Source organism: Halobacillus sp. B23F22_5 (assembly GCF_043497085.1).
Classification (GTDB): domain Bacteria; phylum Bacillota; class Bacilli; order Bacillales; family Halobacillaceae; genus Thalassobacillus.
Genome location: NZ_JBIEKI010000003.1, coordinates 25,809 through 38,296 on the forward strand (window position 1 = coordinate 25,809; position 12,488 = coordinate 38,296).

Annotated in this window: 13 protein-coding genes; 2 read left to right on the forward strand and 11 right to left on the reverse strand. The window is 43.9% G+C overall.

Going from position 1 to position 12,488, the window contains the following annotated elements; translation table 11 throughout:
* Nucleotides 1-187: 187 nt before the first annotated feature.
* The 8 genes from ACGTN9_RS05580 to hprK form a co-directional block, all read right to left on the reverse strand.
* Nucleotides 188-1,861, reverse strand: a complete 1,674-nt coding sequence (locus ACGTN9_RS05580; RefSeq protein WP_499591365.1) for a glycerol-3-phosphate dehydrogenase/oxidase — start codon at nucleotides 1,859-1,861, stop codon at nucleotides 188-190.
* A 239-nt stretch (nucleotides 1,862-2,100) separates the two neighbouring features.
* Nucleotides 2,101-3,594, reverse strand: a complete 1,494-nt coding sequence (glpK, locus tag ACGTN9_RS05585; RefSeq protein WP_499591367.1) for a glycerol kinase GlpK — start codon at nucleotides 3,592-3,594, stop codon at nucleotides 2,101-2,103.
* Between the two features lie 804 nt (nucleotides 3,595-4,398).
* On the reverse strand, nucleotides 4,399-4,977 hold the full coding sequence (locus tag ACGTN9_RS05590; protein WP_499591369.1) for a glycerol-3-phosphate responsive antiterminator: 579 nt from the start codon (nucleotides 4,975-4,977) through the stop codon (nucleotides 4,399-4,401).
* The gene (locus ACGTN9_RS05595) at nucleotides 4,934-5,482 is read right to left on the reverse strand and encodes an acyltransferase (RefSeq protein ID WP_499591371.1); all 549 of its coding nucleotides are present in this window, start codon (nucleotides 5,480-5,482) and stop codon (nucleotides 4,934-4,936) included. Before ACGTN9_RS05595 ends, ACGTN9_RS05590 begins: the two co-directional genes overlap by 44 nt.
* 4 nt (nucleotides 5,483-5,486) lie before the next feature.
* A complete protein-coding gene (gene ppaX / locus ACGTN9_RS05600; protein WP_499591372.1) occupies nucleotides 5,487-6,125 on the reverse strand; it encodes a pyrophosphatase PpaX in 639 nt (212 codons plus the stop codon).
* Nucleotides 6,100-7,056, reverse strand: coding sequence for a nucleoside recognition domain-containing protein (locus ACGTN9_RS05605; protein WP_499591373.1), 957 nt, complete (start codon nucleotides 7,054-7,056; stop codon nucleotides 6,100-6,102). The genes ppaX and ACGTN9_RS05605 overlap by 26 nt, the downstream gene beginning before the upstream one ends.
* Before the next feature lie 12 nt (nucleotides 7,057-7,068).
* Nucleotides 7,069-7,899, reverse strand: coding sequence for a prolipoprotein diacylglyceryl transferase (lgt, locus tag ACGTN9_RS05610; RefSeq protein WP_499591374.1), 831 nt, complete (start codon nucleotides 7,897-7,899; stop codon nucleotides 7,069-7,071).
* Nucleotides 7,900-7,914: 15 nt separating this feature from the next.
* A complete protein-coding gene (gene hprK / locus ACGTN9_RS05615) occupies nucleotides 7,915-8,847 on the reverse strand; it encodes an HPr(Ser) kinase/phosphatase (protein ID WP_499591375.1) in 933 nt (310 codons plus the stop codon).
* Nucleotides 8,848-9,025: 178 nt separating this feature from the next.
* On the opposite strand from hprK, the gene ACGTN9_RS05620 reads away from it, so the two are divergent.
* Nucleotides 9,026-9,283: a transcriptional regulator SplA domain-containing protein gene (locus tag ACGTN9_RS05620; protein ID WP_499591376.1), complete on the forward strand. Its 258-nt coding sequence runs from the start codon at nucleotides 9,026-9,028 to the stop codon at nucleotides 9,281-9,283.
* Entirely contained in the window at nucleotides 9,277-10,305 is a 1,029-nt protein-coding gene (gene splB / locus ACGTN9_RS05625; RefSeq protein ID WP_499591377.1) for a spore photoproduct lyase, read from the forward strand. Before ACGTN9_RS05620 ends, splB begins: the two co-directional genes overlap by 7 nt.
* A gap of 231 nt (nucleotides 10,306-10,536) precedes the next feature.
* Here splB and ACGTN9_RS05630 read toward each other — a convergent pair whose 3' ends face one another.
* Genes ACGTN9_RS05630 through ACGTN9_RS05640 form a run of 3 tightly spaced genes read right to left on the reverse strand, consistent with a single transcriptional unit; the run spans nucleotide 10,537 to nucleotide 12,161 of the window.
* Nucleotides 10,537-10,881: a phage holin family protein gene (locus ACGTN9_RS05630; RefSeq protein WP_499591378.1), complete on the reverse strand. Its 345-nt coding sequence runs from the start codon at nucleotides 10,879-10,881 to the stop codon at nucleotides 10,537-10,539.
* Nucleotides 10,878-11,075, reverse strand: coding sequence for a PspC domain-containing protein (locus ACGTN9_RS05635; RefSeq protein WP_499591379.1), 198 nt, complete (start codon nucleotides 11,073-11,075; stop codon nucleotides 10,878-10,880). Before ACGTN9_RS05635 ends, ACGTN9_RS05630 begins: the two co-directional genes overlap by 4 nt.
* Before the next feature lie 18 nt (nucleotides 11,076-11,093).
* Nucleotides 11,094-12,161: a DUF4097 family beta strand repeat-containing protein gene (locus ACGTN9_RS05640; RefSeq protein ID WP_499591380.1), complete on the reverse strand. Its 1,068-nt coding sequence runs from the start codon at nucleotides 12,159-12,161 to the stop codon at nucleotides 11,094-11,096.
* Between the last annotated feature and the right edge of the window lie 327 nt (nucleotides 12,162-12,488).

Genomic DNA, 12,488 nt, shown 5'->3' on the forward strand with positions numbered 1-12,488 from the left:
AAGAGTAGAACGTCCGAGAAACCGTTCCGCGATTACCGGGAGCTTTAATGGCTAAAAGTGCGGCAAAAATTAAACGTCCAGGAGATACCCTGGACGTTTTTGTGCATCACTTTTTTATTTCTACTCATGAGTACTCCATTTTCCACTGACCTGTTAATAGAAGGGGCTCAGCCTTTGTCGTTTTTGTCTAAGCCATCACAGGTTCAGTCGGTTCGACGGCTTCCTTCAAGAGTTGCTCTAATTCTTTGGTATAAGCTTTTTTCTGGGTGTCGTTCCAGTTCAGTTCATTGGCCATATAAGCAATTACAGCATCTTTATGCTCATGCACCCATTCAATAGCAAAGAAGAGCGCCCCTGTACGGCGGACAAAAAAGTCAACTGGTCGATAGGCAAGTTCGTATTCCAGCGCGTATTGTAGCATAGCGAAGACGATTTGGTCGATACCTGCTTTCTCAGCGGCTTCTTTTCCATTTTTATAATAATCAAAGACGATTTCTATATTGGAGCCATATAAATCTGCAAGTTCTCTTGCATCGTCTTCCAGTAGTCCGAGACTGACCCCTTGCTTTGTTTTTTCTCCTAAGAATTTTTCAAAACCTTTTGAACCTCCGACTTCTCCGCCTGAAATCGGCATATGCTTCGTTTCAGAATCAGAATAGCGGATACCTTCTTCTTCCATCAGCATATCACGTACCTGATCGATAACGTTTTGTGCCATTTTCCGATAGCCCGTAAGTTTTCCTCCAGCCATAGAAATCAAGCCTGAATCAGATATAAAAATTTCATCCTTACGTGATATTTCAGAAGGATCCTTACCTTCTTCATGAATCAGTGGACGTAAACCGGCCCAGCTGGATTCAACGTCCTCCACTGTAATATTGACTGTCGGGAACATATAGTTGATCGACTCGATCAAGTAGGTTCGGTCTTTTTCAGTCATGGTTGGGTGAGCAATGTCACCCTCATAGTCCGTGTCAGTCGTACCTACATAGGTCTTACCATCACGCGGGATAGCAAATACCATCCGTCCATCTGGTGTATCATAGTAAATCGCCTGTTTCAGCGGAAAGCGCTCTCCATCAAAAACAAGGTGCACCCCCTTCGTTAAATGCAGGGTTTTCCCTTTTTTCGATCCATCAATTTCACGCAGTTGATCCACCCAAGGGCCGCCTGCATTAATTATTTTTTTGGCATGAATGTTATAGTGTGTTCCGTCTGTTTGATCCTCGACAACAGCACCATCGATTTTTCCTTCATCATTATATATAAAATCGACCACTTTAGCGTAATTGGAAGCCAGCGCCCCATGTTCAACAGCTTTTTTCATGACTTCCAATGTCAACCTGGCGTCATCTGTTTTATATTCGACGTAAAATCCGGCCCCTTTCAAATTTTCCCGTTTGATCAACGGCTCACGTTCAATCGCTTCCTCCGGGGAAAACATCGTCCGGCGTTCTTTCTTTTTCACCCCGGCAAGATAATCATAAACTCGAAGACCCAGACTGGTGGAGAAGGGACCGAAATTTCCACCTTTATGGAAAGGCAGCATCATCCATTCAGGAGTAGTCACATGGGGACCATTTTCATAAACAATCTCACGTTCCTTACCGACTTCTGCTACCATTTTCACTTCAAACTGCTTTAAATATCGAAGGCCGCCATGCACCAATTTTGTTGATCTGCTTGAAGTGCCGGCAGCGAAATCCTGCATTTCCACTACCGCTGTTTTCATTCCGCGGGAGGCGGCATCAAGTGCGATACCAGAACCGGTAATGCCACCACCGATGATTAAAACATCCATTCGTTCTTCAGTCATAGCTGATAGTGTTTCTGCGCGTTTATAACTTGAAAATTGACTCATTTTACAACTCTCCTTCTGACGATACTATATGATCCGGCCGGAATCCTCCTGTACTTCATTTACCCATAAACCCGCTAATTCATGTATTACTATTGAGCAGAATAAATAAAAAAAGAGACCACGAACATACTTTATAGATAGTTCTATAAAGCAGCGTGGTCTCTCCGTTTCTCCAAACCGAATCTTATTAACTTCTTCATTCATTATAGCAGCAGAACAGCATTGATTCAACTAAGAACTTAAGGTTTAAATATACGAGCGGCTTCGACCGCTTTTTGCCACCCTCCGTACAACGCAGTGCTTTTCGCTTCTTCCATCTTTGTTTCGAAAACTTTATCCATTTCCCATTGTGAAGCAATTTCCTCTTTGTTATCCCAGAAACCGATTGCTAGTCCAGCCAGATATGCAGCACCTAATGCAGTAGTTTCATTGACTTTCGGACGTTCTACCGGTACCTGAAGCATATCACTTTGAAACTGCATGAGAAAATCGTTTTTAACAGCGCCGCCATCGACCCGCAGTTTTTTCAATTCTATTCCTGAATCTTCTACCATTGCATCTGCGACGTCTTTTGTCTGATAGGCGAGAGACTCAAGCGTTGCGCGGACGAAGTGCTCTTTTGATGTTCCTCTCGTCAATCCAAATACAGCGCCTCGGGCCTCACTGTCCCAATAAGGGGTCCCCAGCCCGACAAAGGCCGGCACCACATAAACACCTTCAGTGGAAGCTACCTTTTTCGCCAAAACCTCACTTTGAGGTGAGCTATCAATCATTCTCAGCCCATCCCTCAACCATTGGATTGCTGACCCGGAAACGAAAATACTTCCTTCCAGCGCATATTCAACCTTGCCGTCGACTCCCCATGCTAAAGTTGTCAGTAAACCATGTTCTGAAACAACTGGTTCTTCACCGGTATTCATCAATAAGAAACCACCGGTACCATACGTATTTTTGCCCATCCCTTTTTCAAAACAAGCTTGACCGAATAACGCCGCCTGCTGATCTCCTGCTATACCTGCAATCGGAACTTGTTCACCATAAAAGTGGTAATCTACCGTATGGCCATAAATTTCTGATGAAGGTTTCACTTCAGGAAGCATACTTTTCGGTACTTTTAGAATATCTAACAGCTCTTCGTCCCACTTCAAATCATAAATATTATACATTAATGTGCGGGAAGCATTGGAATAGTCTGTGACATGTTCTTTTCCACCGGAGAGCTTATAGACAAGCCAGGAATCAATTGTGCCAAACAGCAATTCCCCTTTGTCAGCTTTCTCCCTCGCACCATCTACGTTATCTAATATCCATTTTACTTTCGTTCCTGAAAAATAAGGATCAAGTAACAGCCCGGTTTTGTTGCGGAATGTGTCTTGAAGACCTTGCTCACGAAGTTCATTGCATATTTGCTGGGTTTGACGGGATTGCCAGACGATTGCCTTATAAATCGGACGGCCGGTGTTTTTATCCCAAATCACTGTCGTTTCACGCTGATTGGTGATCCCAATTCCTGCGATTTGATTTGCTTCGACTTCGGCTTTTCTTAACACATCAGCAATACAGGCGAGTGTCGATGTCCAAATCTCATTTGCGTCATGTTCGACCCATCCTGGTTTCGGAAAGTATTGTTGGAATTCTTTTTGGGCGGTCTCCACGACGCCGCCATCATGATTGAACAAAATCGCTCTGGAACTGGTTGTCCCTTGATCAAGGGATAAAATGAAAGTTTCCATCGAAAATTCCTCCCTTATTATTAAGACTGTCATTAATCTCAGTGTTTCTTTTACAATTAAGCTCCCGTTTGCTGAAGACTCAGTTTTAAGGTAGTTGGGTCCGTTACCATGAGAGGAACGGGATGTTCCGGGAAACAACTCGCTTTCCAGCTTCATCGTCTAGACACTCGCGACATAAGCAGTCCATCAACGGGAAGAAAGAGCCCTTCCCTTTTGCTGTTCTGCTTATGCTTGTCGTGTCTCCCAAGGCGATTACGCATTCATTTCTTCCCTGCGGGGGACCTGGCAAACTTCCTCGGGGCTGCGCCCTGCGGGATCTCGCCTAGCCCCTTCTCCCGCGGGAGTCTCGCCGTTTCCCTTCCCATCCAGCCAGTTTTGTAATAAACGGACCTACCTTATTTATAGCTGAAATCTTCATCTCGAGCCGTTTATAAAGGGTCCAAAGGTCTTCTTTCAAAATTATCATAGGGCGGTTTACACAAGTATGGTTTCGAGGACTTCCTATAGCAAGGTCCGGTGGGGAACGGCGAGACTCCTCGAAAATGCTACGCATTTCCTTCGTGCGTGGGTTAAGTCAGGATGAAAATGACAGGTGAGACCCCGGAAGACGAAGTCTGAGGAGGCTCAGCGTATGCCCGCGGAAAGGGAGTCGTTCCCCACCGAACCCTTATTCAGACAAACATCTCGAAATCAAGTCTTCGACTTTTCGGCCGTTTAATTTAATAGGCCGTTTATGAAAAATCCACAGCAACTTTTAACGGAGTCTTTATAGTGAAAACCAAGGAGATAGCAAAAAGCAGCGATTCAGAAATCCCATAAATCGCTGCGTGAAGTAGATATAGCTGTCGCTCCAGCTTCAATAGCCTGATCGACTTCCTGATGATTTCGTATCAACCCGCCAGCAATGATGGGAATTCCTACTGCTTCTTTAATTGCCGTTATTTGCTCGGGCAGTATACCGGGAAGAAGCTCGACATAATCAGGCTTCGTTTTCCGGAGAAGTTTCAGATTATGATCGATAGCGTGGCTGTCAATCAGGAACATTCGCTGGATAGCTGTCATTTTATATTTTTTAGCCTGTTGGATGACACTGGCCCGCGTGGAGATGACACCGTCCGGCTTAACCTCCTGGCCAAGGAACTCCATGCCGTATTCATCTGTTTTAAGTCCCTGAATCAGGTCCGCGTGTACAAACACTTTCTTTTCTGTTTTTTTACTGTAACGGACCAGGCTTTTCAACAGAGCAATCCGAGTATCTAATAAGACGATGTATTTTGTGTCGCTTTCCAGCAGTTTTTCGAAGTCTTTCATATTTTTGACTGCCGGAAGTATTCTCTGTTCAATCAAACTTCTGGCCCCTTTCTTCCATGAAAAACTCGTCATTCTGCATACGCGCTTGCAGCTCTTTTTCGGTGTAAATGACCTGCATAGGGTTTCCCCCCACAAAACAGCCGGCTGGTACATCCCTGTGTACCAGTGTACCTGCTGAAACAATAGCGCCATCGCCAATTTCAACACCTGGGAGTATGGTAGAATTAGCACCTATCATCACTTCATCACCGATACGGACATCGCCCAGACGATATTCTTTGATTAAATATTCATGAGCAAGAATCGTTGTATTGTAGCCTATGATGCTGTTTTTTCCGACAGAAACTCTCTCCGGAAACATGACATCAAGCATTACCATTAGCGCGAAAGCCGTGTGCTCTCCTACTTCCATACGTAAGAAAGTGCGGTAAAGCCAGTTTTTCATTCCAAGAAAAGGGGTATATCTGGCTATTTGGATGACAAGGAAATTTTTCGCGACCTTCCAAAATGGTACGGTTTTAAAGATTTGCCACAGCGAATTGGCGTTGTTTACGCGGTAGCGTTCGGTCTTGCGCATGGGATCATCCCCCTAAGATTTCAATTAGCTCACGCATTTCAGCTAACATATAATCCGGTTCCAATTCTTCAAGTACTTCTTTTCCTTTGATCGTCCACGCAACCCCTGCTGTTTTCGTGCCTGCATTTTGTCCAGCCAGAATATCATGGGTGTTGTCGCCTACCATCAAGGTCTCTGAAGCTGTCGATCCAAGGGCGTTCAATGCCTGGATAATCGGTTCAGGATGAGGTTTCGCGTTAGTCACATCATCTAATGTAACGACTACAGGAAATATTTCCACCAACCCAGTCAGCTTAAGTCCCATTTCAACAGTCTGACGCATTTTGGTGGTAACGATACCTAATTTGCAGCCCTTCTCCTTCAAGGTTTTCATCGTTTCAACGACCGTTGGGTATGCTTCCACTAATTCATCATGATGCTTCATATTATGTTCGCGATAAGTGACGATCATTTCTTCCACACGGTTTTCATCGACTTGTGCCAGACTTTCCCTCAGCGGCGGACCGATGAAGTTCATAATTTCTTCCCGGGTATATACCCTGTCGCCATATTGTTCTGTCGTATGCAAAAATGATGCGATGATTAATTCATTCGTGTCAATCAGTGTCCCATCCAAATCAAAGAGTATTGTATTTATGCTCATGTATGTGTTCCTCTCTTTTCTGTTCTAACCTGTTCCATATGAATCCTATTGCAGCTGTCAAAAGAATGGCGGTGATCAGGCGGAATGCGAGCAGCGGCCATACCGGGATACCTAATGGTATAAAGATCAAGGTATCTTCTACAACTGCATGGCAAGCCACAAGGAAGATCATTGCCAGATACATATCTTTTTTTGAAACACCGTCTTCTTTCACAGCCTGTATCATCATTCCTGCCCCATAAGCTAATCCGATGGTCAGGCCAGCGACCAATGTCATAGAGGTGTTACGTTCCATCCCTAGAAATTTGGTTGCTGGTGCTACCCATCCAGAAAAAATATCAAGCCAGCCTTTTTCTCTTAAATATTGCATAAAAACCATCAGCGGCAGGACGATAAGAACCAATTGCAAGATACCCATAGATGCTGTCTGCAGACCCTGCATGATGATTTCGGCCCAGCCCTCTGGAGCAGCTTGCTGTTGAGGCGCAAGCCCATAGTCGGCCAATTCCCCGCCGCCTTTCCAGACCAAGTTGATCACTGCGGCTGCTAAAAGCGCAAGAGTGATACGGAAACCAATGACGAACCACCAGCTGACACCAACCCTGGATGCAACGGTAGATTCAATCAGCAAATTATGGGAGAAAGACATCATTACCGCAAGGATGAACACTTCTTTTACAGTGAAATCAAATGAAATGATGGCTGCAATGCCGGCATATAAATTCAAAAAGTTACCTAACACAAGCGGGACAGCCGCTTCTCCTGACAAACCCAGCCAAGCCATGAACGGAGCTATTTTTTCCATCGCCCATGGCAGCACAGGGGTGAACCGGAGGATGGTGACTATCAATGTCACAGGGAATATCACTTTTCCTAACGTCCATGACACAGATAACCCTTGTTTTAAACCTCTCGTGATGATGCCTGTCACTGTTCCTCCTCCTTACTTAGCTTTCTTTCCGTTATAATGCTTATCTGCCATATTCGTTTTTCGGCGATAAATGATTGATGCAATGCTAACAACTACGAGTACGATGGAAATAGCCTGGGCTGTACGAATATCTCCCACCAGGTATAGACTGTCTGTACGCAGTCCTTCCACGAAGAAACGTCCTACTGAATACCAGATCACATAGCTCAGGAATACTTCACCGCGAAGCGGATTATAACGGCGTAACACGAGCAGCAATATGAACCCGAGTATATTCCAGGTGGATTCATATAAAAATGTCGGGTGATACATCGTCCCCCCGATACACATTTGATTCGTAATAAATTCAGGAAGGTATTGCATGAAGTTGGTATAAAAACTTTCTGATACCGGACCTCCATGGGCTTCCTGGTTCATAAAGTTCCCCCAGCGCCCAATCGCTTGTCCAAGAATGATACTTGGAGCGGCAATATCCAGCAGCATCCATACCGATACTTTTTTCACACGGGCATACACGATTGCTGTAATCACAGAACCGATCAAAGCCCCGTGAATGGCGATACCGCCTTCCCAAATTGCAAATATGTTCAATAATGAACTTCCCGCATAGCGTTCCCATTCAAAAATAACATAGTAGATTCTTGCAGAAATAATAGCAACCGGGATAGCGATGACGACTGCATCAATCATCAAATCCTTTTTTAATCCCAGCCGCTCCGTTTCCCGGACAGCCAGCCAGAGACCTAAATACGCACCAGCGGCAATAATGACGCCATACCAGTAGATAGATAAAGGTCCCAACTGTAAAAATACCCGGTCCAGGGCTTCAGCGCTACATGACACGTGAACTCCTCCTTACTATTCCGTATGCTTATCGCGATCGATGACGTTTGTCAATCGCTGTGAAAATTCTTCTGCGGCATTAACTCCCATTCGCTTCAACCGGAAATTCATCGCTGCCACTTCGATGATGACAGCCAGGTTACGCCCCGGACGTACAGGAATTGTCGCTTTCGGTATTTCCACATCCATGATTTTCATTTTTTCTTCATCTAATCCTAACCGATCATATTGTTTCTTCGGATCCCATATCTCCAAATTCATCACCATGGAAATCCGTTTGTAGTTACGAACTGCCCCGGCCCCGAACAAAGTCATGACATTAATAATGCCGAGTCCGCGGATTTCTAACAGGTGTTCTATCAGAGGAGGACTGTTTCCAATCAATGTATCGAAGTCTTCCTGGCGAATTTCAACACTGTCGTCAGCCACAAGGCGATGCCCACGTTTTACCAGCTCAAGCGCAGTTTCACTTTTCCCTACACCACTTTGACCTGTAATCAGGACACCGATGCCATAAATATCGACAAGGACACCATGGATGGCTGTAAATGGTGCAAACTTCGTCTCAAGATAATTGGTCAGCCTGCTGATGACTCTTGTCGTCTTATAAGGGGAACGCATTAATGGTACACCAGCTTCACGTGCTGATTCGATTAATTCAGGCGGGATGTCCATCCCCCTGGTGATCACTATTCCTGGAGTTACATCGGTACACAGCTTTTCTGTACGGTCTTTACGCTCTTCTGTATTCAGTTCATTGAAATAGGATAACTCCGTTTTCCCCAGCAGCTGCAGCCGCTCCTTAGGATAAAATTTGAAATAACCGGTCATCTCGACTCCCGGTCTGGAGATATCACTCGTATGTATTTCACGATGGACGCCGTCCTCGCCCGTCACCAATTCTAGTTCGAATCTGTCTAATAGGTCCTGGGTGCGAACTTTCGACATATCGTAGCCTCCTCTTATATCATCTCAATCACTGTACCTTATTGTAGCATTTTTTCCAAATAACTTGGACAAAAACAGGTTATTAAAGATTGCGTAATATTTTACCATGAGTAATCGTTCATAATCGATGTCCTTGGAGGGATAATGAAAAAAAGACAGAAAAGGCTGGTGCATTTTAATGGAACTTTATAATCCACAGCAAACGCTGGGTGCAGGTGAAATCGTGTATGTCATCTATCGCAATCCACATACACAAAATGTAGCGAATATTCAGGAAGCAGCTGTGGTTCGTGATCCGGAAGAACCGGAACAGCTTGCTCTCTTTTTATACGAAACCTATTATCCACTGACCGAGGAAATAGCCGTATATCGTACGGAAGCAGAAGCGGAACAGGCATACGCTGATCATTTTGGCGGGAGTGACCTCCAGTGGTGAAGCCATTCATACCACAACTTGTTTATATCGAGCCAAGGGCATTAGAATACCCTCTTGGAAGAGAACTTCAGGAAAAGTTCGAGAATATGGGAATCGAAATTAGAGAAACCACCTCCCATAACCATGTCAGAAATCTCCCAGGAGAAAATCACTTTCAGCAATACCGTGTAGCCAAATCCACCCTTGTCGTAGGAGTAAGAAAAACCTTAAAGTTCGACACTTCCAAACCATCGGCTGAATATGCCATTCCATTAGCAACCGGATGTATGGGCCACTGTCACTATTGTTATCTTCAGACGACGATGGGCAGCAAGCCATACATCCGCACTTACGTTAATGTAGAAGAAGTGTTTGAATCAGCAAACAAGTATATGGAAGAGCGTGCTCCGGAACCGACAAGGTTTGAAGCCTCCTGTACTTCCGATATCGTAGGAATCGATCATTTAACCCACTCACTAAAAAGAGCGATTGAATTTTTCGGAGAGTCAGAATATGGAAAGCTTCGTTTTGTCACTAAATTTGCCCACGTCGATCATTTATTGGATGCTAAGCATAACGGTAAGACGCGCTTCCGCTTCAGTATGAACGCTGACTATGTCATTAAGTTCCTGGAGCCCGGAACCTCCAGGCTGGACGAACGGATTGAAGCTGCCGTAAAAGTAGCAAATGCCGGTTACCCTTTAGGTTTCATCATCGCCCCGATTTATTTGTATGACGATTGGAAAGAAGGATACCGTGAATTATTTGAAAAGCTGGAGGCCAAATTGCCTGCCTTCGCAAAAAAAGACCTTACCTTTGAACTAATTCAGCATCGTTTTACGCAGCCTGCTAAAAAGACGATTGAAAAGAACTACCCTATGACCAAACTTGAGATGGATGAATCAAAACGACAATATAAATGGGGGAAATATGGTATTGGGAAATACGTATATAAAAAAGAAGAACAAGAGGATATGAAAGATACGCTTAGAGGATACATTGAAAAATATCTTCCTGAAGGCAAATTTGAATATTTCACTTAAAAGAACAAAAGCGCAAGCGCCTTGCTCACCCCCGACAAGCTTAAGTCAAGCCACGCCGTGACGTTTTTTGTCACAGAGAGGATTGACTTAAGACCTCGAGGGGGTAGGCGCTGGAGCTGGATGTGGCCCACTGCAAAATGTTATCCTTTATAATTTCCTAGATTACAAAAAATAGAGTATAAAATCTAAGGATTTTATACTCTATTTTTGTACGGGCCTCTTTACTTTTGATTATTTTTTAACAAAAGAATTCAAAATCAAGTTGAGCAGGGAAATGACGATTGCAGCGAGAATCGCCATGAAAAAACCGTCAATCTCGAACATGGTGCCAAGGATCGCATCCGTCAACAACAAGGTTATCGCATTCACTACAAATAAGAAAAAGCCGAGTGTCAAAATTGTAATTGGCAGTGTCAAAACCACCAATATCGGCCGTACAATCGCATTTAAAATTGATAATATGAATGCTGCCAGCAATGCGCCACCTACACCATCAATCTGGACCGCTTGAAATAATGCGGCAACCACAAAGATCGCTACAGCATTTAGAATAATATGAAGGAGCCAGCTTCTCATTCTTCTATTCTCCTTTCATTCGGCATGATAAATATAGCCGCAAAGTAAACCAGAATTAAAGGAGTCACAGGGATGGTCAGAACTACAAAAATAATTCGAAGTAATGTCGCATCAATATTGAAATACGCTGCCACCCCGCCTAGGACCCCGGCAAGCATGCGGTCTGATTTCGATCTCGTTAATTTTCCTTCCATTTTACCTGCCCTCCCTTGTTATTCAACAGTGACAGAGCCTGTTTTTGTCTCTGCTTCTAAATGATATTCCTTTTCTTTCTGCTCGTTAATCACGAATAGCAGCTCTTTACGAACGACTTCCTTCTTCTCTTTATAAATTTTGGCGTTATCCAGGTTGCACTTCAAGCTGCCCATATTAGTCTGTAACTTGCCATCAACTTTTACATTATGTGGCAAATGAACTTTTATACTCCCTGTGGTTGTCTGGAAGAATCCAGTATGGGCTTTTTCCCCAAAGTATTCGCACGTAACACTTCCAGTCACTGTAGATGCATCAAGCTTACCAAAATCCCCGCTCAGCTTCACCGATCCGTTGATTGTATCAGCTTCCAGATCATCAAAAGCACTCCCTTTAACATGAAGGGTTCCATTCGACGTTTCGACATCTCCAGTCTTGGCTTTAATTCGGTCTAAATAAATCGAGCCGTTCGACGTCTTCAATTCCAGTTCGCTAAGATCCATCTTCTCAAAGGAAATGGATCCGTTGAACAGCTTAGCATGCACCCTGTCGTATATTTTTTCAGGTAAATAAAGTGTAAAATCAGCCTTAATTTTTTTCTCATCGAGGACCAGGGAAAGTTTTTCATCAGCTACCCGGAAATTCACTTTATCCAACAGCTGTTTCTTACCCGCCGCATGATCATCGGCTTGAAACACTTTGGCTTCACATTCAACCCTTGTCGCTGATTCCTTCCACGATTTTAATGTAAGGGAACCATTCGTAACTGAAACATCTACTTGATTGTAGGCATCTCCAACATTTTGATAAATATGAGAAACTTCAACATAGTCACCAAAATTAAAATCTAAATCAGCATTTTTTATTTTTTGAATCGCTTGCTCCACATAGTCCATGAAGTTCTTTTTCTTTTTATCTGATTTCTGTTCCTCAGACTGGTTACTGCCGTTGTCCCAATCTACCTGTTTAGAAACAGAGTGGGACTGCTCCTCAGATGTCGTTAAGGCATCCAAAAGTTTAGCTCCTTCTTCAGCAGAAACTGTACCTTCTTCAATCATTTTAAGTATCCGCAAACGTTCCTCTTCCATCTATATTCTCCCCTTTCCAATGCATCTCTTTCTTACCTTCAATTATACGCTAACCATCCTATAATTTTATGTTAATTCTTTAAAACGATGTATAAAAAAAGCTCTGTTAAAACTCAAAGCTAATGTTACAGTTAAGCTCCCTTTAATTGAAGACTCAGTTTCGAGAGAAACTGTTTCCCTATGGTGGTGAGCGTTTGGAGGTCCGGGAAATCACTCGCTTTCCATGGGAGTACGGTGAGCTTCCTCGGACTAAGCCCTGCGGGATCTCACCATGTACTATTTTCCCATAGGAGTCTCGCAATTTCCCTGACCTCCTTGCGTTAAGTG